At 71.3% G+C, this 20323-nt stretch carries 18 protein-coding genes; 7 read left to right on the forward strand and 11 right to left on the reverse strand.

Annotated elements, in window-relative coordinates:
* Positions 1-20: 20 nt before the first annotated feature.
* A complete protein-coding gene (locus AB0B68_RS18670) occupies positions 21-1838 on the reverse strand; it encodes a SpoIIE family protein phosphatase (protein WP_357261368.1) in 1818 nt (605 codons plus the stop codon).
* A 185-nt stretch (positions 1839-2023) separates the two neighbouring features.
* On the opposite strand from AB0B68_RS18670, the gene AB0B68_RS18675 reads away from it, so the two are divergent.
* Entirely contained in the window at positions 2024-2950 is a 927-nt protein-coding gene (locus AB0B68_RS18675) for a 2-hydroxyacid dehydrogenase (RefSeq protein WP_357199587.1), read from the forward strand.
* Here AB0B68_RS18675 and AB0B68_RS18680 read toward each other — a convergent pair.
* Positions 2944-3336: a PH domain-containing protein gene (locus AB0B68_RS18680; protein WP_357199590.1), complete on the reverse strand. Its 393-nt coding sequence runs from the start codon at positions 3334-3336 to the stop codon at positions 2944-2946. The two genes, AB0B68_RS18675 and AB0B68_RS18680, sit on opposite strands and share 7 nt — an antisense overlap.
* A gap of 225 nt (positions 3337-3561) precedes the next feature.
* Here AB0B68_RS18680 and AB0B68_RS18685 point away from each other — a divergent pair, with 225 nt between their 5' ends.
* The gene (locus AB0B68_RS18685; protein ID WP_357261371.1) at positions 3562-5934 is read left to right on the forward strand and encodes a GGDEF domain-containing phosphodiesterase; all 2373 of its coding nucleotides are present in this window, start codon (positions 3562-3564) and stop codon (positions 5932-5934) included.
* Positions 5935-5940: 6 nt separating this feature from the next.
* Here the strand turns inward: AB0B68_RS18685 and AB0B68_RS18690 are convergent, their stop codons facing one another.
* Entirely contained in the window at positions 5941-6960 is a 1020-nt protein-coding gene (locus AB0B68_RS18690) for a LacI family DNA-binding transcriptional regulator (protein WP_357203169.1), read from the reverse strand.
* Between the two features lie 112 nt (positions 6961-7072).
* On the opposite strand from AB0B68_RS18690, the gene AB0B68_RS18695 reads away from it, so the two are divergent.
* The 3 genes from AB0B68_RS18695 (at position 7073) to AB0B68_RS18705 (ending at position 10627) form a co-directional block, all read left to right on the forward strand.
* The gene (locus tag AB0B68_RS18695; RefSeq protein WP_357203166.1) at positions 7073-9538 is read left to right on the forward strand and encodes a glycoside hydrolase family 2 protein; all 2466 of its coding nucleotides are present in this window, start codon (positions 7073-7075) and stop codon (positions 9536-9538) included.
* Between the two features lie 309 nt (positions 9539-9847).
* Positions 9848-10018, forward strand: coding sequence for a hypothetical protein (locus AB0B68_RS18700; protein ID WP_357203163.1), 171 nt, complete (start codon positions 9848-9850; stop codon positions 10016-10018).
* A 72-nt stretch (positions 10019-10090) separates the two neighbouring features.
* The gene (locus AB0B68_RS18705) at positions 10091-10627 is read left to right on the forward strand and encodes a hypothetical protein (RefSeq protein ID WP_357203160.1); all 537 of its coding nucleotides are present in this window, start codon (positions 10091-10093) and stop codon (positions 10625-10627) included.
* Between the two features lie 118 nt (positions 10628-10745).
* On the opposite strand, the gene AB0B68_RS18710 is transcribed toward AB0B68_RS18705, so the two are convergent.
* From AB0B68_RS18710 to AB0B68_RS18735, 6 genes are read right to left on the reverse strand one after another with little or no spacing between them, the layout of a single operon-like run.
* Positions 10746-11489 carry a copper homeostasis protein CutC gene (locus tag AB0B68_RS18710; RefSeq protein WP_357203157.1) on the reverse strand — a complete coding sequence of 248 codons (744 nt, stop codon included), beginning with the start codon at positions 11487-11489 and terminating at the stop codon, positions 10746-10748.
* Positions 11486-12505, reverse strand: coding sequence for an asparaginase (locus tag AB0B68_RS18715; RefSeq protein WP_357203154.1), 1020 nt, complete (start codon positions 12503-12505; stop codon positions 11486-11488). Before AB0B68_RS18715 ends, AB0B68_RS18710 begins: the two co-directional genes overlap by 4 nt.
* Positions 12502-13371, reverse strand: a complete 870-nt coding sequence (locus AB0B68_RS18720) for an amino acid ABC transporter permease (protein ID WP_357203151.1) — start codon at positions 13369-13371, stop codon at positions 12502-12504. The genes AB0B68_RS18715 and AB0B68_RS18720 overlap by 4 nt, the downstream gene beginning before the upstream one ends.
* A complete protein-coding gene (locus tag AB0B68_RS18725) occupies positions 13368-14012 on the reverse strand; it encodes an amino acid ABC transporter permease (protein WP_112582064.1) in 645 nt (214 codons plus the stop codon). The genes AB0B68_RS18720 and AB0B68_RS18725 overlap by 4 nt, the downstream gene beginning before the upstream one ends.
* Positions 14013-14028: 16 nt before the next feature.
* A complete protein-coding gene (locus tag AB0B68_RS18730) occupies positions 14029-14997 on the reverse strand; it encodes a glutamate ABC transporter substrate-binding protein (RefSeq protein WP_357203148.1) in 969 nt (322 codons plus the stop codon).
* 19 nt (positions 14998-15016) lie between these two features.
* On the reverse strand, positions 15017-15745 hold the full coding sequence (locus AB0B68_RS18735; protein WP_357203175.1) for an amino acid ABC transporter ATP-binding protein: 729 nt from the start codon (positions 15743-15745) through the stop codon (positions 15017-15019).
* Positions 15746-15908: 163 nt separating this feature from the next.
* On the opposite strand from AB0B68_RS18735, the gene AB0B68_RS18740 reads away from it, so the two are divergent.
* Together AB0B68_RS18740 and AB0B68_RS18745 are read left to right on the forward strand one after the other, a co-directional pair.
* Positions 15909-17084: an ROK family transcriptional regulator gene (locus AB0B68_RS18740; protein ID WP_357203146.1), complete on the forward strand. Its 1176-nt coding sequence runs from the start codon at positions 15909-15911 to the stop codon at positions 17082-17084.
* Positions 17085-17260: 176 nt separating this feature from the next.
* On the forward strand, positions 17261-18088 hold the full coding sequence (locus tag AB0B68_RS18745; protein ID WP_357203143.1) for a DUF3152 domain-containing protein: 828 nt from the start codon (positions 17261-17263) through the stop codon (positions 18086-18088).
* A 94-nt stretch (positions 18089-18182) separates the two neighbouring features.
* On the opposite strand, the gene AB0B68_RS18750 is transcribed toward AB0B68_RS18745, so the two are convergent.
* Positions 18183-19580 carry a stress response protein gene (locus AB0B68_RS18750; protein ID WP_357203140.1) on the reverse strand — a complete coding sequence of 466 codons (1398 nt, stop codon included), beginning with the start codon at positions 19578-19580 and terminating at the stop codon, positions 18183-18185.
* 331 nt (positions 19581-19911) lie between these two features.
* Positions 19912-20322 (reverse strand): hypothetical protein, encoded by a 411-nt coding sequence (locus tag AB0B68_RS18755; protein ID WP_357261374.1) that lies wholly within the window; start codon positions 20320-20322, stop codon positions 19912-19914.
* Between the last annotated feature and the right edge of the window lies 1 nt (position 20323).

Below are 20323 nucleotides of genomic sequence, written 5' to 3' on the forward strand. Positions count from 1 at the left end.
GATGAGCCCCGGTGGGCCACTCACCGAGCCCGCAGGGCCAGCAGCGCGGTGTCGTCCTCACGGTGCTGGATCGAGGCGAGCAGCAGGTCGCACAGGTCGTCGAGGGGCAGCTTGTCGGTGTCGGACAGCCGGCCCGCCAACTCGGCCAACCCCTCGTCGATCGAGCGGTCCCGCCGTTCGATCAGCCCGTCGGTGTAGAGCAGCAGGGTGTCGCCGGTGGCCAGGCTGGTGCTGTGGCTGCTCCGCGGCGACGGACGGGCCAGGCCGAGCAGCGGCTCCGGTGTGGCCTGGAGGACCTCGACCGCCCCGCCGGAGCGGACCACCAGGGCCGGCGGGTGCCCCGCGTTGGACCAGGTCATCTCGTGCACGCCGGCGCGCTGCGGACAGATCCGCACCAGCGTCGCGGTGGCGGCGATCGGCAGCCGCAGGCCACGGATCGCGCCGTCCAGGTTGCTCATCAGTGCCCCGACCGCGTCCGGCCGGCCGAAGGCGTCGCCCCGCACCAGGTTGCGCAGCTGGCCCATTGTCGCTGCTGCCTCGATGTCGTGCCCGGCCACGTCCCCGATCGCCGCGATCACGTCGCCGTCGGGCTGCACGAAGGTGTCGTACCAGTCGCCGCCCACCTCCACCCGGTCGGCCGCCGGCTGGTAGCGGGCCGCCAGCTCCAGCTCCGCCACCACCGGCAGCCGGGGCAGCATGCTGTGTTGCAGGACCTCGGCGACGTGCCGCTGCTCGCCGTACATCGAGCTGTTGCCGACGGCCTGGCCGGCCCGGCGGCCGATGTCCACTGCGGTGAGCAGGTCGCGGTCGTCGAACGGCTGACGCTGGCCGCCGTTGACGAGCGTGATCGCCCCCAGCACCGTGCCGCCGGCGGCCCGCACCGGCACGCTCAGGTAGGAGGCGATGCCCAGGCGCTGCGCGATCAGTGTCATCTCCGGGTTTGTGCTGCCCCTCGTGACGTCGGCCAGCGACGCCACGCTGCCGAGCCGGGGCTGGCCGGTCCGGAGCACCGCCCGGATGACCGACTCGGCGCTCAGCCCGCTGCCCAGCAGCTCGCCGAACCGGTCGATGTCCGCCGTGCGGGCCGGGTCCCGGTGCACCGACACCACCTCGCGGGGCAGGCCGGTCGGCCCGATCAGGGTGAGCAGGCACCAGTCGGCGAGCAACGGCACCATGGTGGCGGCGAGCCGGCGCAGCGCGGTGCCCACGTCCAGGGTGCCGGCCAACGTCTCGCTCACCCCGGCCAGCAGCTCCAGCCGCTCGTGTGCCTGCACGGTCCGCCGCTGCGCCTCCTGTGCGCCGTCGAGCGCGATCCGCAGCCGCAGCTCCGACGAGCAGGCGGCGGCAAGGTCGGCCAGGGTCCGCAGCTGCGCTGCCGTCCAGGCGCGGGGCTTGCTGTCGATGGCGCAGAGCGAGCCGAGCACCCTGCCGGAGAGGTCGGTCAGCGGCATTCCCGCGTACGCGACCACGCCGAGGTCGTCGATGGCCAGGTTGTCCCGGACGCGGGGGTAGAGCCGGGCGTCCGGCAGCACCATCGGGGCCTCGATGTCCACCACGTGCTGGCAGAACGAGTGGCTCAACGGAGTCTGCCGCCGCTGCGACCAGGGGTCGGGCAACCCGACAGCGCCCGGAAAGAACTGTCGGTCGGCGGAGACCAGGGAGACCAACGCGACAGGCACGTCCAACAGGTCGCTGACCAGCCGGGCGAACCTGTCGAACGCCTCGTCCGGGGTGGCGTCGAGCCCGGTGTCGGCGAGCGCGCGCAACCGGTCCGGATCGCCGAGCGCCGCGGGTGGGGCGATCGAACGCCGGTTGGTGGCGGGGGAGCCGTCGGTCATCGTGCACCTGTCTGCCGGGCGGAGGCGGACCGGCCCTCCGACCCTTTCTTATACCTCGCACGGGCCCGTGCCGAACATCGGTGTGCTGAGTCTCGCCCGTCCCGGCCTCGTGCGCCACAGTCCGGCATACCCGTTCGCCGCCGTGCCCGCACCAGCCGCCGCGTCGGGGACTATCGTCGGCGGACGTGAAGGTATGGATTCCGCACCAGGCCGGCCTGAACCTCCTGGGCGAGCTGCCCGCGAACGTGACGGTGGAGGTCTTCGAGCACACCGACCGGATGCCGTCCGGGCCGGCCGACGTCCGCTTCTGGGTGCCGCCGTTCCTGGGTGGCTCGGACGGGACGGCGGTGCTGCGGGAGCTGCCCGACCTGGCGGTGGTGCAGTTGCTCTCCGCCGGGGCGGACGCCTGGGCCGGCCGGACACCGCCTGCGGTGACGCTCTGCGATGCCCGGGGCGTGCACGACCCGTCCACCGCCGAGTGGGTCGTCACCGCGATCCTCACCCAGTTGCGGGCGTTCCCGGCGTTCGTCCGGGCGCAGGCCGAGCGGCGCTGGACGTTCGCGGAGAACACCCCGACCGACGAGCTGACCGGCAAGCGGGTGCTCATCGTCGGGGCCGGCTCGATCGGCGCGGCCGTGCGCGACCGGCTCGCCCCGTTCGACGTGAGCTTCACCCTTGTCGCCAGGTCGGCCCGCCCGGAGCAGGGGGTGCACGCCGTGGAGGAGCTGCCCCGGCTGCTGCCCGACGCGGACGTGGTGGTGGTGATCGTGCCGCTCACCGACCAGACCCGTGGCCTGATCGACGAGAAGTTCCTGGCCGCGATGCCCGATGGGGCGCTGCTGGTCAACGCTGCCCGGGGCCCGGTGGCGCACACCGAGGCGCTCGTCGCCGAGCTGGGGACCGGTCGGATCTCGGCGGCGTTGGACGTCACCGACCCGGAGCCGCTGCCCGCCGACTCGCCGCTCTGGGTCATGCCGAACGTGCTTCTCACCCCGCACGTCGGCGGGTCGGTGCGCGGGTTGTTGCCACGGGCCTACCGACTGGTGGGCGATCAGGTCCGCCGGTTCGCCGCCGGGCAACCGCTGATCAACACGGTGGTCGACGGCTACTGACCGGGGGTCTCCGCCGCAGCGTCCGGCAGCGTTTGGCCGGTCGCCGCGACCAGTCGGGGCAGATCCGCTCCTCGGACGGCCGGCAGGGTGACCTGGTGGCCGTCGTCGAGCCGGGCCACCGCGCGCCCGCGCTGGTCGGTGGTCAGCTCGAGGACCTGGTTCCAGTCGATCCGACGCTGCCCGACCAGCGCCCGGATGCGCAGCTCCCGCGCGTCGGCGTCGGTGCCGGCCCGCCAGGCCCACACCGCGACGGCGAGCGGGACGAGCAGCACCGGCAGCAGGTAGTCCCGGGCGTTGGCCAGTGGCAGGGCGCCGACGAAGGCGATGATCGCGGCCACCAGGATGGCTTGGTTGTACCGGAAGCGGACCGTGTCGGGCTTACTCACCCTCCGATGATCCCACTCCGGGTTGTTTCGGCTCGCGGCGGGCGGTGCCGGCAGCGTGCGGTACGCCGTACAGTGACACAGGTCTTTGTCTCCCCTGAGTGACCGGCAAGTAACCAATTCGGCCGTCCATCGTTGCCAATCGTGGGTAGCGGACTCGCAACGTCCGATGTCCCGCACCGCCGCACCGCCGCACCGCCCCCGTGCCCCCTCACGAAGGCGACCGCCGTGCTCCTCGCGTACCCGTTCCGCGTTCTCGTCCCCCGCCGTGCGGCACCGGAGGCCGCCACGTCCGTGGCGGTGGCGCTGCTCCTTCTCGCCGGCTCCGTCGACCTGGTCCCGCCCTCGATGGTGATCGCGTTGGCCGCCGGTGCCGGCGCCACGCTCGCGGGCCTGCGACTGTCCCGGCTGGCCGCCCGGCGCGGCACCGATCCGACACCGCGTGCGGCGGGGGTGCTGCTCGACGCGGCGGTGGTGGCGGCGGGCCTCACCGCCGTCGTGTTGCCGCTGGCCGGCATCGGGCACGCCGTCGCCGTGCTGATCGGGTCGTTGGTCGTGGCGGCCCTCTCGACGGCCGGTCTGCACCGGCTCCCCGGCCGATCCCGGGCGGCGGCCCCGGTCCGGTTGCGGTGGCTGGTCGAGTCGACCGGCCCGGCCGTCGGTCTGGCTCTCGCCGGCTGGTTGCTGCTGCCCCCCGACGGCCCACCGGCCCCGGTCCGGCTGGTCGCCGCTTTGGCACTCGGCGGGTTGGGCATGGCCGCGTTGAACGCGTTCGCGGGGCCACGACGGCGCTCGGGTGCCGCGGTCTGCCGGGGTGGCGTGCTGCTCACACTGGGTGGGCTGGTGCTGCTGGCCACGTTGCCGGCCGCGCCGGCCGGTCGGGTGGCGCTGCTGGCCGTACCCCCATTGGTGTTCGGGATGTTGCTCGTCGCCGTCGGCGCTGCGGATGCCACTGACGACACGGAGCCGGTGGAGCCGGTCGCCGCGGCCTGGCCCCGGTCGGTGCTCCCCGCGGCGGTTCTGCTGCTGGCATCGGGTCTGCACCTGAGCGCCGGCCGCGCACCGGACCAGACGAGCGTGCTGTTGGCCCTGGCGGCGGTGCCGCCCCTGGTGCTGCGCGAGCTGCTGCGCGCCGGTGACGCGTCCAGGTCCGTCCGGCGGGCCGCTCATCGGCGACCGGCCGGCCGTTCGCTGCGGCACCGCCGTGGGGTGCCGGCACGCTGGCCGGACACGCCGGAGTCGCCGCCCGAGCAGGCCCTCGGCGTCCCGGAGGGCGCAGCCACCGCCACGGGCGTCGGCTCCACCTGGTCGCCTGACCACAGTTCCGCGTGGTCGGGGCTCAACCGGCCAGCCGCGTCGGCGGGCGGCACCCCCGGTGACCGGGTCGCCCTGCTGGACGCCCTGGCCGCGATCGGTGACGTTCCGGCGCCGGCCGGTGCACTGCTGCTAGTGGACCTGCACGGCACCGAGGGGTTCGGCCCGACGGCCCGGGAGGACGTGCTGGCCGAGGCGGTGCACCGGGCCCGTGCGGTCATCGCCCCCGACGACCTGGTCACCGGCTGCACGGCAACCGGCTTCGCTGTGGTCACGGCCGCCGGCCCGGTGCTGGCGTACGCGCTGGGCACCCGACTGTTGAGCGCGCTCGACCCGCCCTACCGGCTGGCCGGTGCGATGCTGCGCGTGCAGACGAGCATCGGGTTGGCCGAGGTGAGCGGCGCCGGGCCGGCGGACGTGCTCCGGCAGGCCGAGCTGGCCCGGCGACGGGCCGTGCAACTGGGCCGGGACCGGGTGGAGTGGTACGACGCGTTCCTGGAGGAACAGTTGGTGCGCCGGCTCGACCTGGAACGCGAGCTGCCCGGTGCGGTGGCGCGCGGGGAGCTGGACCTCGTCTACCAGCCGGTGGTCGACCTGGCCGACGGGCAGCCGGTGGGCGCTGAGGCGCTGCTGCGGTGGCGCAGCCCGGTGCTCGGCACTGTGCTCCCGGCCGAGTTGCTGCCGGTCGCCGAGGACCTGGACCTGGTCGGCGAGTTGGAGTGGTGGGTGCTGGACCGGGCCTGCCGGCAGTTGTCCAACTGGTCGGTGGGCGTCCGGGAGCTGTGGATGGCCGTCAACGTCACCACCCGGGAGCTGACCACTCCCGACTTCGTCCAGCGGCTCGCGGCCGTGCTGGCCGCGTACGGGGTGCCGCCGGAGCGACTGGTGGTGGAGGTGAGCGAGCCGAGGGTCGCCGGTGACCTGTCGACGGTGGTGGCTCGGCTGGCCGGGCTGCGCTCGCTGGGCGTACGCACCGCGTTGGACGACTTCCGGGCCGAGCACGCCTCGCTGGCCCAGCTTCGCCGCCTGCCGATCGACCTGCTCAAGGTGGGCCCGGAGTTGGTGGGCGCACGGCCGGACGGGCAACCGCCGTTGATCGACGTGGTGGTCAACGTGGGCGAGCGGTTGGGCGTCGAGATCGTCGCCGAGGAGTTGGAGTCGTCGACGGAGGTCGAGGGCGCGCGCCGGGGCGGTTGCCGGTACGGGCAGGGGTTCGCGCTGTCCCGGCCGGCGACTGCCGAGCGGGTCGAGGCGTACTTCGAGGAATTCCCCTCAGCGTCCCGCTGAACCGGTTCATCTCCCTCGCGGCGGTGCGGTGCTGCCACGCGGCGTGAGGTGAGGTGTCTCGTCCTGCACCCGTCCGGCCGGTTGCCCGGCGACGACGGCGAGCAGTTGCCGGGCGGCGTGCGCGCCGTACGCCGGGATGTCCCGGCCCAGCGCGGTCAGCGGCGGGTGCACCAGCCGACACAGCGGCGAGTCGTCCCAGGCCACGATGGACAGGTCGCCGGGCACGGTAAGGCCCATCTCCTGAGCGACGGAGAGGCCGGCGATGGCCATCACGTCGTTGTCGTAGACGACAGCTGTGGGCCGGCCGGCCGAACTGAGCAACCGGCGGGTGGCCCGGCCGCCCTCCTCGCCGGTGTAGTCGGACCAGACGGTGACCGCGTCGACCAGACCGAGCCGCTGGCAGACCGCCGCGAAGGCGTCGGTGCGGATCTCGGTGTGCCGCAGCTCGGGCAGACCGGCGACCCGGGCGATCCGGCGATGCCCGAGCGCGGCCAGGTACTCCACCGTCTCGCTCAGCGCGGCGGCGTCGTCGGACCAGAGACTCGCCAGCTCACCGGTGCCGCCGGGACCGCCGATCACCACCGCCGGCAGTTGCAGCTGTTCGAGTGCGGGGATGCGACGGTCGTCGGTGCGCAGGTCGCAGACGAGCACCCCGTCCACCCGTCGTTCGCCCCACCAACGCCGGTAGACCGCGATCTCGGCGTCCGGGTCGGCCACCACCTGGAGGGTCAGCGCGTACGAGCGGGCGGAGAGTTCGGCCTCGACGCCACTGATCAGCGCCATGAAGAACGGCTCGACGCCGAGGGTCCGCGCCGGGCGGCACAGGGCCAGGCCGACAGCACCGGCGGTGGCGGCCGAGAGGGCGCGGGCGGCGCTGCTGCGGCTGAAGCCGATCTCCGTGGCGATGGCGAGGATTCGCTGCCGGGTGGCCTCGGAGACGCCGGGCTGCCCGTTGAGCGCGTACGACACGGCGCCCTTGGACACCCCGGCGCGTTGGGCGACGTCGGCGATGGTCGGCCGCTTCACCGGCGTGCTCCTTCGCTCTCTGGCCGTTGACAGCCCCGATTCCGGACCGTAGCGTGGCTCAGCTTATCCGGTTCAGTTGGCATCTTTCGATGCGGGAAGGTGCGGTGACATCGTGAGTCGACAGGCACTCTACGACGGTTGGACGGTGCGGGCGGCCCCCGGAGCGCAGGTGCCCGAGGAGGTCGCCGGTCGGTCGGTGCCGGCGACAGTGCCGGGCTGCGTGCACACCGATCTGCTCGACGCCGGGCTGATCCCCGACCCGTACCTCGACGACAACGAGGTGGCGCTGGCCTGGATCGGGCGCACCGACTGGGTCTACCAGACCACATTCGTCCACCGGGCGGGCGACGAGGAGCGCGTCGACCTGGTCTGCGCCGGCCTGGACACCGTCGCCACGCTCACCGTCAACGGGGTGGAGGTCGGCCGGACCGCGAACATGCACCGCGGCTACCGGTTCGACGTGCGACCGCTGCTGCGCGACGGCAACAACGACCTGGTCGTCACGTTCGACTCCGCGTACCGCTACGCCGAGGCACAGCAGGAACGGCTCGGCGACCGGCCGAACGCCTACCCGGAGCCCTTCCACTTCATCCGCAAGATGGCCTGCAACTTCGGCTGGGACTGGGGGCCGACACTGGTCACCGCCGGCATCTGGCAGGAGATCAGCCTGCACGCCTGGTCGACCGCTCGACTGGCCACCGTCCGTCCGCTGATCACCATGGACGGTCGCGACGGCCGGGTGGAGGTGCACGTCGAGGTCGAGCGTGTCGCGGACGTCCCGCTGACCGTCCGCGCCGCCGTGGCCGGCGTCCGCGCCGAGGTGGTCGTCCCGGCCGGGCAGCGCACGGCCGTGCTCACCCTCACCGTCCGCGAGCCCGCGCTGTGGTGGCCCCGGGGGTACGGCGAGCAGGCCCGCCACCCGATCGCTGTGACACTGCACGCACCGGACGGCGACACAGTGGACAGCTGGTCGCACCGGATCGGCTTCCGCTCGGTACGGCTCGACACCACCCCCGACGCGCACGGCACCCCGTTCGCGTTGTCGGTCAACGACGTCCCGGTCTTCGTCCGTGGGGTCAACTGGATCCCGGACGACGCGTTCCCCACCCGGATCACCCGGGCCCGGTTGGCCGAGCGCTTCGACCAGGCGGTCGCGGCCAACGTCAACCTGTTGCGGGTCTGGGGCGGCGGCCGGTACGAGTCGGCGGACTTCTACGACCTCGCCGACGAGCGCGGCCTGCTCGTCCAGCAGGACTTCCTCTTCGCCTGCGCCGCGTACCCGGAGGAGGAGCCGTTCGGCACCGAGGTCGCCGCCGAGGCCGCCGAGCAGGTGACCCGCCTCGCGCCGTACCCGTCGCTGGTGCTCTGGACCGGCAACAACGAGAACATCTGGGGCTGGCACGACTGGGACTGGCAGCAGGCCCTCGCCGGGCGCACCTGGGGGCGCGGCTACTACCTCGACGTGCTGCCCCGGATCGTCGGCGAGCTGGACCCGACCCGCCCGTACTGGCCAGGCAGCCCCTGGTCGGGCACCGAGGCCATCCACCCCAACGACCCGGCGCACGGCACCACCCACATCTGGGACGTGTGGAACACCGACGACTACACCAGATACCGGGAGTACGTCCCGCGCTTCGTCGCCGAGTTCGGCTATCAGGCCCCACCGGCGTACGCGACGCTGCGCCGCGCGTTGAGCGACGAACCCCTGGCCCACGACTCACCGGGCATGGCGCACCACCAGAAGGCGGCCGGCGGTGACGCCAAGCTCCAGCGGGGCCTCGACGCGCACCTGCCCACCCCGGCGGACTTCGACGACTGGCACTACCTGACGCAGCTCAACCAGGCCCGGGCGATCCAGCTCGGGGTGGAGCACTTCCGCTCCCACCGGGACATCTGCGCCGGCACCATCGTCTGGCAGCTCAACGACTGCTGGCCGGTGACCTCCTGGTCGGCCGTCGACGGCGACGGCCGCCGCAAACCCCTGTGGTACGCGCTGCGCCACGCGTACGCCGACCGGCTGCTCACCGTGCAACCCCGCGACGGCGGCCTGGCCCTGGTGGCGGTCAACGAGACCGCCGAGGCGTGGGCCGTATCGGCCGCGGTCACCCGGTTCACGCTCACCGGGGAGCCGAGGGCGAAGACCTCGGTCGACCTCGACGTCCCGGCGTGCTCCTCGGTGGTGCTGCCGTTGCCGGCGGACCTGGCGCGGCCGGAGGATGTCCGGCGCGAGTTGCTGGTCGCGGAGTCCGGTGGCACCGCGGAGCGCGCGCTGTGGTTCTTCGCCGAGGACAGGGAGGTGGACTGGCCGGCGGCGGCCTGGGACGCGACGGTCGAGCCGGTCGACGGTGGGCAGCGGGTCCGGGTCACGGCCCGCACGGTGCTGCGCGACCTGACGCTCTTCCCGGACCGGCTGGACGCGTCGGCCACTGTGGACACGGCCCTGGTCACGCTGCTGCCCGGCGAGTCGACGACGTTCACCGTGCACGTGGATCGGTCGCTGGATCCCGCCGCACTGACCGCACGCCCGGTACTGCGCTGCGTCAACGACATCGCGTCGAGTCAGCTCACGGCCCCATGATAAGGCTCGAACGATGAAGTAGTGGGCTTCCACGGCTGCGGAGGCCGCTGCTTCCTGATGTCGGGTTGCGTGGCCGCTGGGTGTCTCTGGTGCCGGGTGCCTGAGGTGGCCGGGAGGTAAGGGCTCGTCGATTGTCCTTTGCTCTGCACCCGCGGATGCGACGGCTACGGTCTGCGACTGGTGCTTATCGGGGTGCAGAGCAAAGGGGGCGGGGGTGGCCTGTGCCCCCTCACCACTCGAAGGGGTCCTCGAACTGCTCCAGGATGGCCCGAAGCCGGTCCGCGACCTGCGCGCCACGAGCGGACATCGATGAGCCTCGCCATCCTGGTGGCCCGAGAGCGGCTCCTCGGGCTGCTGCCCGGCCGGGCCGACCGGGTGGCGGTGCACCGCTCGCCGCGCCGGGACCTGCTGGCCGGGCTCACCGTGGCGGGTGCGGGCAGAGCAGCCGCCCCGCTACGGCAGTATCTACCGCGATCATGATTGCCGCTCGCCAGTGCGGCTCACAGACGAGGCGAAGACAGACGTCGAGCCCAGGAAGTAATCGGGGAGCCAATGATCACCGACCATGTCCGGGACGCGGCGGCGACGGCGTTCGTTTTCGGCTTCTTCGCCACCAGCTGGTTCGGTTGGGCGCAGGAGGCGCCCCCGAAGCCGTGGCGGCCGGTGCTCATCGCCGGTTCGGTTCTTTCCCTGCTCACGGCTGCCGCCGGGGCCTTGCTCGCCTGGCGTCACTGGTCGGGCGGTACGGCGTTCGACGCCGACACCAGCCCCACCTTCGGCATCGTCGTCGGCATCGAGTTCGGCGTCGCCGCGGTCGGTGCGGGGGTGCTCGCTCTGCTGCGGCGCAATGAGCTGGCCGCCCCCTGGGTCGCCCTCGTTGTGGGCGTGCACCTCTTCCCGGTTGCGGCGCTGATCGACTACCCGTTGATCTACTTGGTCGCCGCACTCGTCACCGTGGTGGCCGTCGCGGCGGTGCCGGTGGCCCGGGCGCGCGCCGTGGCGGTGAGCGCGGTGGTCGGGCTCGGCACCGGTGGTGTGCTCTTGGTCGCCGAGGTGTCCTCGCTGCTCATCGCCCTGTTGGGCTACTGAGGCCGGTCGCCGTCACACCGGGGTGACATCGCCGGCGCTGGCCCGTCGGTTGGCACCCGTGACCGGCGGGCCTGAAGGTCTTCCTCCAGGCCCGCCGCTGGTCAGGACGTGTTGTCGGTCAGGCGCTGGCGGCGGCGAGCACCTGGCCGACCAGGGTGCCCGAGGTGCCCGAACGCTCGTACTCGGGCCGGTTCAGGCTGCCACCCATCAGCGGCGCCGGGTTGCGGTGCACGGCCGGGCTGTCCGAGCTGACCAGGGCCGCGAAGTGGTACTCGTCGGCGCCGGTCGCCTCGACGATCCGGGCGATGTTGCGCGGCGTGATGCCACCGCCCGGCATGACGACGATCCGGCCGGCGGCCCGGCGCACCAGGTCGGCGATGAGCGGAGCACCCTCCAGCACGCTGACCTCCTGACCCGAGGTGAGCACCCGGTGCACGCCCAGCTCGATCAGCTGCTCCAGCGCGGCGTGCGGGTCACGGGTCATGTCGAACGCCCGGTGGAAGGTGATGCTGGCGTCGCCCGCCGCGGCGATCAGTCGGCGGGTGGTCGGCACGTCGACGTCACCCTCGGCGGTCAACGCGCCGATCACGATGCCGTGCGCGCCGGCCGCCACGGCGGCCCGGACGTCCCGCTCCATGGCCTCGATCTCGAACGGCGAGTAGATGAAGTCGCCGGCCCGGGGACGGACGATCACGTGTACCCGGATCCGGCTGACCGCGCGCATTGTCGTCTCGATGGTGCCCAGGCTGGGGGTCAGCCCGCCGTCGAAGAGCGCGGAGCACAACTCCACCCGGTCGGCGCCGGCCTCCTCGGCGGCGACCGCTCCCTCGACGCTGTCGATGCAGATCTCGAATGTGTTCATGATTCTTCCTTTTCCGTGCGAGGCGATGCCGCTTCGGTCCGAGACGATGCTGTGGCCCGGTCGATGACGGCCGTGACGGCACCGACGGGTACGCCGCCGCCGAGCACCGGCACCTGGCGCAGCGCGTCGGCTCCACCCACCGGTACGCCCACGGCGTCGAGGGCGGCGAGGGCGATTGCGGTGGTGGCTCGGGGCGAACCGTCGATCGCCTTCACCGCCACCGCGTGACCATCCGGTGCGGCCACCGCGAGCACGCCTTCGGCCCCACCCTTGGCGAGGACGCCGGGCAGCGCCCGCATCAGGTCGGTGTTCGGGTGCCCGTTCCAGCCGCCGACGTACTCCGGGTGTTGGCGCATGGCCTGCGCGACCAGCGCCTCGTCGCTGCCGGCGGGCGCGGTGACCAACGCCTGGAAGGTGCGGGCCAGGCCGGTCAGCGACAGGCCGAACAGCGGTGCACCGCAGCCGTCGACAGCGTGGTGCGCGACCGGCGTGCCGGCCAGCCGGGCGACGGCGGCGGCGGTTTCCCGCTGGAGCGGGTGGTCGGGGTCGAGGTAGTCGTGGGTGCTCCAGGACCTGGCGACGCAGGCGACGAGCATCGCGGCGTGCTTGCCGGAGCAGTTCATCCGGATCCGGTCGCGCTGTCCGCCGGCGCGGATCAGCCGGTCCCGGGTCGGTTCGTCCTCCGGCCAGTCCACCGGGCAGCCGAGCGCGTCCTCGGTCAGGCCGGCCCCGGCCAGCATCGCCCGAACCACATCGACGTGCCGGTCGTCGCCGGTGTGACTGCCGGCGGCGACGGCCAGTGCCGGGCCGGTCAGCTCGTCGCCAGCAGCGATCCGGCAGGCCAGTGCCTGCACCGGCTTGAGGGTGGAGCGGGGCAGCACCGGCTCGTCGGGTACGCCGGCGGCGAGGGCGACCGCCCCGTCCGGGGCGAGCACCACGACGCTGCCGTAGTGCCGGCTCTCCACGAAGCCGTTGCGCACGACCCGGGCCAGTTCGGCGTAGCGGAAGATGCTCACCGGGGGGTGTTCCCTTCGAGGAGTGGCGGGGGCAGTTCGGCGGCCCGCCGGCCGCGCCGTCCGCCGAAGCGGCCGTTACGGGCCTGGAGTACGCGGGCGAACTTCGACAGCGAGGCGTTGACCACCAGGTAGATCAGCGCCACCACCAGGAATGTCTGGATCAGCAGGTGGGTGTACGAGGAGAGCACCTGCCCGCTGTAGAGCAGCTCGGTGTAGCTGACCACGAAGCCGAGCGAGGTGTCCTTGAGCAGCCCGACCAGCTGGCTGACCAGGGACGGGGCGAGTTGGAGCAGCGCCTGCGGCAGGACCACCAGTGCCATCACCTGCCCGCGGCGCAGCCCGACCGCGAGGCCGGCCTCGGTCTGCCCCCGGTCCAGCGCCAGGATGCCGGACCGGAAGATCTCCGCGAACGCCGCCGAGTTGGAGACCACCAGCGGCACCACGAGCTTCCAGAACAGCGGGAAGTTCAGCCCGTACTGCGGCAGCGCGAACAGCGTCACGTAGATCAGCAGCAGGGTGGGGACGGTCCGGAAGATCTCCACGTACGCGCCGGCCAGCCAGCGCAGCGGTCGATGTGTCGACAGCCGGCCGAGCGCCAGCAACAGCCCGAGCGCGGCGCTCAGCACGGCGGTCGCGGCGGCGGCGCGCACCGTGGCCCACAGGCCGTTGAGCAGGTACCGCCAGATGGGCCAGGTGGTGAACGGCTCCCACCGGGCGGCGGCCAACTCGCCGTGGCTGGCGAACTGGTAGACCGCCGCGACCAGGGCACCGGCCAGGACGACGGCGCCCAGCACTGTGGCGATCCGGATCCGCCGTTGGGCGCGCGGGCCGGGTTCGTCGAAGAGGATCTGTTGCGTCTTGTTCATCGGACGATCGCCAGCCTTCGTTCGAGCAGGCCGGTGACCTGACCGATGATCAGCGCCAGCAGCATGTAGGCGAGACCCGCGCCGGTGAAGACAGCGATCGGTTGAGCCTCGACCAGGTTCACGGTGTTGGCCGCCTGGGTCAGCTCGACCACGCCGACGGCGGCGGCCAGCGAGGTGTTCATCAGCAGCGCGATGCAGATGTTGCCGATCGGCTGGATCACCGCCCGGAGTCCCTGCGGCAGGATCACGTGCCGCAGGGACTGGCCGAAGGTGAGCCCGATGGCTCGGGCCGCCTCAGCCTGGCCCACACCGACCGTGTTGATCCCGGCTCGGATCGCCTCGGCCAGATACGCCCCCTCGTACACCGCGATGACGATCGCGGCGGACGTGAACAGCGGGAACGTGATGCCGATCGTCGGCAGCGCAAACACGAAGAGCACCAGTAGCGCCAGCAGCGGCAGGTTCTGGAACACCTCCACGTACGCGGTGCCGATGGCGCGCAGCAGCGGGACGGGGGCGATCCGCAGAGTGGCCACGACGATGCCCAGCAGCATCGCGCCGACGGTGGTCACGACGGTCAGTTCGACCGTCGTGACCAGGCCGTGGCCAAGCTCGCTCAGGTGGGCGGTGAGGGCTTCCATCGGTACGAGAGGCTGCTCAGGAGCCGTCGGCGGAACCGAGGGCGGGCGGGGTGGGTGCCCCACCCTCCACCACCGAGCCGAGGGTGCCTTCCCAGACCTTCGCCCACGTGCCGTCGGCCTGGATCTTCTTCAGCCAGTTGTTGACGAACTCCTTGAACTGCGCGTCCTCCTTGTTGAGGCCGATGCCGTAGGCCTCGGTGGTGAACGGCTCGCCCACCACCTTCATCCCCGGGTTCGCCTTGGCGCCCGAGGCGAGCAGCGTGAAGTCCTGCACGTACGCGTCGCCGCGCTTCTGCAGCAGCGCCTGCAACGCCTGCGGGTCGGTGCCGAAGGCGATCTGCTTCGAGCCGGGGGCGGCGGTGGGCAGCGCGGTGACGGCGGGGGTGTTCGCCCCGACGATCACGGTCTTGCCGGCGAGGTCCTTGACGCTCTTGATCGAGGTGTCGTCCTTGCGGACCCCGACCGCGAGGCCGGAGGTGAGGTACGGCCCGGCGAAGGCGACCTGGGTGGCCCGCTGCGGGGTGATCGTGTACGTCTGGAAGACCGCGTCCACCGACTTGGCCTGGAGCATGGCCTCCCGGGTCTGGGTGCCGATGGTCGTCGTCTTCACCTCGGGCTTGCCGATGATGTACTTCGCCAGCAACTTCGCCATGTCGGCGTCGAAGCCCTCGATGGTGCCGCTGACCGGGTTCTGCTGGGCGAGCAGCGGCGCGTCCAGGGATCCGCCGATGTTCAGGTAGCCGCGCTTGCGGATCGCCTCCATCGTCGAACCGGCCGGGATGTCCGCGTCGGTGGCGACCGGAGCCGCGTCGTACACCGACTGAGCGACCACGCCGTCGCCGCCCAGACCGGGGTTGCCGGGCAGCGTCGGAGCGCTGCCGCCACTGTCGCCGCCGCAGCCGGCGGCGGCGAGGGCCACCGCCACCGCGGTGGCGGTGAGGGCGAGCGACCGCCGCCCGGTGAAGCTCATCTTGAGGATTGACATGACACCCTCCCGTTGGGGGCTAGTGCTGGAGGATCTTGGATAGGAAGTCGCGGGCCCGCTCGGTGCGCGGAGCTGCGAAGAAGTCGTCGGGTTCGCCGGATTCGACGATCCGGCCGTCGTCCATGAAGACCACCCGGTCGGCGGCGCGACGGGCGAAGCCCATCTCGTGGGTCACCACGATCATGGTCATCCCTTCGGCGGCGAGGGAGACCATCACGTCGAGCACCTCGTTGACCATTTCCGGGTCGAGGGCCGAGGTCGGCTCGTCGAAGAGCAGCACCTTCGGTTGCATCGCCAAGGCTCGGGCGATCGCGGCCCGCTGCTGCTGCCCGCCGGAGAGTTGGGCCGGGTGGTGGTCTGCCTTGTCGGCGATGCCGACGCGCTCCAGCAGGGCCAACGCCTGCTGCCGCGCCTCGGGTCGAGGGATCCGGCGGACCCGGGTGGGGCCGAGGGTGATGTTGTCCAGCACCGTCTTGTGGCCGAAGAGGTTGAACGACTGGAAGACCATGCCGACGTCGGCGCGCAGCCGGGCCAGCGCGCGACCCTCGGCGGGCAGCGGCTCACCGTCGATCTCGACGCTGCCCTGCCCGATGGTCTCCAACCGGTTGAGGCAGCGGCACAGTGTCGACTTGCCGGAGCCGGAGGGCCCCACCACGACGACCACCTCGCCGGCGGCCACCGTGAGGTCGATGTCCTTGAGCACGTGCAGCGGACCGAACCACTTGTTCAGGCCGCGTACCGACACCATCGGTCGGTTCGCACCCGTCGTCTCCGGTGCCACCAGACGGCCTCACTTCCTTCGACTACAAAACTAAGTCAGCTTCATATCGAACCAACAGCGTCATCTAAAGGTAGCTAGCAAACTAAGTCAACCGGTTGCTTGAACAAACTGCGGGTGCTAAGAAGCTGACGTGACGATTGACGACGCGCCACGCGATGCCCTCCGGGGCGGCCCCCGGGAGCTACTGCGCTGGGTGGCCACCGGTGCGGCCGTCAGTCGGGCCGACCTGTCCCGCCTCTCCGGGCTCTCCCCGTCGACGGTTTCCCAGCGGGTCGAGGCGTTGATCAGCCAGGGGCTGCTGGAGGAGGCTGGTGCCGGGCGGTCCCGGGGTGGACGGCGGCCCCGTCAACTCGCCGTGCCCACCGGCGGCGCGGTGGTCGGCGCCATCGACCTCGGCGCGCATCACGCCCGCGTCGGCGCACTGGATCTCTCCGGGCGGGTGGTCCAGGCCCGCACCCTGCCGGTCCGCATCGAGGACGGCCCGGAGGCGGTGCTCGGCGCGCTACTCGCCGAGGTCGCCACGCTGGTCGGCGGCGATCCGGCGGCCGGCGGCGGCTCGGCGCCAGGTGCGCTCCGCGGCGTCGGCATCGGGATCCCCGGCCCGGTGCAGCACTCCACCGGGCGGATCGTCAGCCCGTCGCGGATGCCCGGCTGGAACGGCTTCGACGTCGCCGCGTTCTGCGCCGGTCGCGTCGACGTGCCGGTCGTCGTGGACAACGACGCCAACCTGATGGCACTCGGCGCGCACCGCACCGCGCATTCCGAGTTGGACCACGCCGTCTACATCAAGGCTGGCACCGGAATCGGCTCCGGTGTGATCTCCAGTGGACGGTTGCACCGGGGCGCGCAAGGGTCGGCCGGGGACATCAGCCACTGCCGGGTGGTGGCCGATCCCGCGCCACCGTGCACCTGTGGAAACGCCGGCTGCCTGGAAGCCGTGGCCAGTGGTGCCGCGCTGGTCACCGCGCTCCGGGAGCAGGGCGTGCCGGTCTCCGACCTGACCGGTGTGATCCGGCTGATCGACGACGGTGACCGACAGGCCACCGCTCTCGCCCGGCAGGCCGGCCGCGCCGTCGGCGAGATCCTGGCCGTGGTGGTCAACTTCTTCAACCCGCAGGTGGTGGCCATCGGTGGTCGGCTCGCCGACTGTGAGCCGCTGCTGGCCAGTATGCGGGCCACCCTCTACGAGCGGTGCCTCCCGCTGGCCACTCAGACCCTGCTCATCGAACGGGTCGCCGCCGGCCAGGACGTCGGCATCACCGGTGCCGCCCACCTGGTGATCGACCACGTCGTAGCGGCCGCCTGACCTCGCTCACAGCGACCGCGTCGCTCACCTAGGGTGACTCGCATCTGTGTTTCATGCCGGATCTATGCGCTTTTGCGCGTGCGTCGGCACCGATCATCCTGACATTTTCCTTACAGGCAGTCACGTAGCCTTCCGGTGTTCCTCACTCACCCGTGACTGCTCCTGGAGGTTCCGACGTGCGGATCAACGGACGGCTGCTCGTGCCGATCTCGTTGGCAGCGGTGCTGGCGACCGCCGCCTGTGGCCTGTCGGCACCGGCGTCCGGGCAGGCCGAAGTCCCACGTTCCGGCCCGAGTACGCAGAGCTCAGCGCCGAGCCTCGACGACACGCCGACCTCCAGCCCGACCCCGGACATCCCGACCGACGCGCAGGTCCCCACCAGGGCCGCCGGCACCTTCACCACCGCCACCGGCAACGGTCGCGTGATCGGCAAGGGCAAGAAGCGGGTGCGCTACAGCGTCTCGGTGGAGAAGGGCATCGCCTGGGGTGAGATCCCCGCCTGGAAGCCGGCCCGGTTCGCCGCGAGCATCGAGCAGGTGTTGGCCGCACCGAACGGATGGGCCACGTCGGCGCAGCACCCGGTCACCAACGCGGCGGTGAACCTGAACCGGGCGTCGTGGTCCTTCCAGCGGGTGGGCAGCTCGACTGTCGACGTCGACGTGCGGCTCGCGACACCGAGGACAGTGGACAGGCTCTGCGGCGCGAGCGGCGTCGACACCGAGGGGGTCTACTCCTGCAAGTACGGCAAGACCATCATGATCAACCTGCGGCGGTGGCTCCAGGGGTCACCGGGATACCCGGTCAGCATCGACGAGTACCACGCCGGCGTGATCAATCACGAGTTCGGCCACTTCCTCGGCTTCGCCCACATGAAGTGTGGCGGTCGCGGCAAACCGGCCCCGGTCATGATGACCCAGACGATGGGCCTGGGCGGGTGCGTGCCCAACGTCAAGCCGTTCGTCGGCAACGGCCAGTTCGTCAGCGGACCGTGGGCGCCGTCCTGACCTGGTGAATCCCCGCCCCAGCCGCAACGTTGATCGACGCTCGACCGGTCATGTCGGGTGAAAGGTCTGAGGTACGGGGCTCACCGGGTTCGGATCATTCCACCGACTGGCTGCCAACTGCAGAGTTGCTGTCCCTCGCCGTCGGCGTATCGAACTCTGGGCTGTCCTGGGACGAAATGGCGGTGGAGACGAGGCTGGCCGCGACCGGCTGCACGGGCGCGACGTCTTCGGGCGTACGCAGGCGCGGCGGGGCGGGCATCCACGGCTTCAAGTTCTGGATGATCTGCTCGTAGAAGTCGTCGATCGCTTGTAATACAGAATCGATGAAGGCGCCCCGTCCGCTGCCACGCTTCGTTCCCGCCGCCGTGCTCTGGGCGACCCGGAACGCCCGAAGCTCGCGGGTGGGGTCGACGATCAGCGTCGTGGGCTCGGTGCGGACCTGGCGCAGGAGATCAGTCGCACCACCGCCTCGGGCATGCATGACGAACGCCTCGATGCGGACCGTCTCCGGCGCGTCCCTCAGTTGGCGAATCAACCAGTTCACCCTCGTGGTCGGTCTGCCGGTACGAGGGGCGTCGACATCGACATGGCAGACGATCTGCCCGGCCCGCAGGTCGGCCATGACCTGGAGAGGGCCGACCGCGCCTGGAATCCTGATGCTGCCGGTCAGGGTTCCGGTAGTGCAGAGTTGGTTGACCAGCGCCTGAGTGCGCGCGGCCGGATCGCTAAGATCGCGGCGGCTCAGCGCAGGGGTGACATCAGTGCCCAACTGTCGTCCGAGACGCAGGCAGGCGTAACGGATCAGGGCGTCGAAGCGCCCGACCACGTCCGCCGCTCCGCTGTCACTGGCCCGCAGCGTTCCGGCTGACACTCCGTCGCGCACCTGCACCCAGGCCGGCCCCATGTCGCTGAATTCCAGCGCGCCTGAACGGGGATGCTCGAGATACCTGATCAGCTCGCCCAGGATCCACGCCTGGTCCGGATCAGCGACGCCGCGGTATTCCTTCTGGATCACCGCTTGGGTCAGGATCTCCGTCCAGGGCAGGTGGTACAGGGCGACCTTGCGCAACTTCCGGCGATCGATCGCGGTCGGATGCTGACCCGGAACGGGGGCGATTTCATTGGAGATCGTGATAAGGGCGTCGAAGCCCTGCTCCCGGGCGATATCCAGGTATGCCTCCAACTGCTCGGTCTTCAGCGCGTTACTGCCGGTCTTTACCTCCACCAGCGCCGTCCACTGCCGCTGTCCTCGCGTGACACGGATAAGACCGTCCGGAAAGAGCTGCTGGTTTCCGAGCTTGAACGGGACTTCGATGAAGGTCTGCACCGATCCGGCCGGTGCGCCGAGGGATTGGGTCAGCGCACGCCCGAACTCCCGGACCGCGCTCATCACCGCCAGCAGGGCGGAGGTCGCTCGACGCTCTTGTTCCTCCGCGCCGTTGATGCCCGACGTAGGGATCAGTCGGGCAGCGAGCCAGGTCTCCTCAGACATGCAAGTGACTCCTCGTAAAGGCGGTGGTACGAGAAGTTACTCGCGATCCGGCGCGGAAAGCGGCGTGACCGTCGGCGCGTACGAACGGAAAGAGTTGCCCAATTGGATGTCGGGGGATCCGCGTGGCCGATTCCGCTTGCCGGTCGGAGACCTAGGCGTCAGCAGTTTGGTCTGTGTCTGCGCTTCTGTCCGGTAACTGACTGCGGGTTGGTTTGCTGGCGCGATCGGGGATCAAGGCGTTGGGGTTCGCGCCAGCAGCCGGAGCTGGAGCGTAGACGGGTCAGCCCTCTTAATCTTGCCGTTCTCTCGGTCGCAGTTGTCCAGTGTCGGCTCACACTCGGTTGGCCAGCGCTACGGCATCGGCGAGCAGTGCGTCTAGGTCGTCGTCGGCAATGGCGTCATTGCCCAAGATGGCTAGGATCACCAGCCCCTGGACGCGGCCGGCCATCTGCGGATCGATGGCTGTCTCGACATCGGGATCCACGGCCGCCCGGATCAGCGTCTCGGCGGCATTGGCGTCGATTTCTGGCGCGCCGGCCGGAGCTGCCGCTCGTATGTCGGCCACGAACCGCATGATCTCTCCGGGAGGCGTCCGTTCGTCGAAGCGTCGGTTGACCGCAAAGTAGAAGACGGCACCGAGGAGGGTTGGGAAGCCGTCCCAGCCGAGCTGGTCAAGGCGGGCCTCGACTCGGTCGTTGGCCTCGTGGTCGCCTCTGACCATCGTCCGGATGTAGTCGACCATC

Source organism: Micromonospora sp. NPDC049049 (assembly GCF_040649115.1).
In the GTDB taxonomy this organism is placed as follows: Bacteria; Actinomycetota; Actinomycetes; order Mycobacteriales; family Micromonosporaceae; genus Micromonospora.

Coding starts and splice junctions, on each gene's coding strand:
- AB0B68_RS18750 (WP_357203140.1), bottom strand. CDS start 19,580: ATGTCTGAGGAGACCTGGCTCGCTGCCCGACTGATCCCTACGTCGGGC.
- AB0B68_RS18725 (WP_112582064.1), bottom strand. CDS start 14,012: ATGGAAGCCCTCACCGCCCACCTGAGCGAGCTTGGCCACGGCCTGGTC.
- AB0B68_RS18755 (WP_357261374.1), bottom strand. CDS start 20,322: ATGGTCGACTACATCCGGACGATGGTCAGAGGCGACCACGAGGCCAAC.
- AB0B68_RS18720 (WP_357203151.1), bottom strand. CDS start 13,371: ATGAACAAGACGCAACAGATCCTCTTCGACGAACCCGGCCCGCGCGCC.
- AB0B68_RS18700 (WP_357203163.1), top strand. CDS start 9,848: ATGAGCCTCGCCATCCTGGTGGCCCGAGAGCGGCTCCTCGGGCTGCTG.
- AB0B68_RS18705 (WP_357203160.1), top strand. CDS start 10,091: ATGATCACCGACCATGTCCGGGACGCGGCGGCGACGGCGTTCGTTTTC.
- AB0B68_RS18730 (WP_357203148.1), bottom strand. CDS start 14,997: ATGTCAATCCTCAAGATGAGCTTCACCGGGCGGCGGTCGCTCGCCCTC.
- AB0B68_RS18710 (WP_357203157.1), bottom strand. CDS start 11,489: ATGAACACATTCGAGATCTGCATCGACAGCGTCGAGGGAGCGGTCGCC.
- AB0B68_RS18670 (WP_357261368.1), bottom strand. CDS start 1,838: ATGACCGACGGCTCCCCCGCCACCAACCGGCGTTCGATCGCCCCACCC.
- AB0B68_RS18735 (WP_357203175.1), bottom strand. CDS start 15,745: ATGGTGTCGGTACGCGGCCTGAACAAGTGGTTCGGTCCGCTGCACGTG.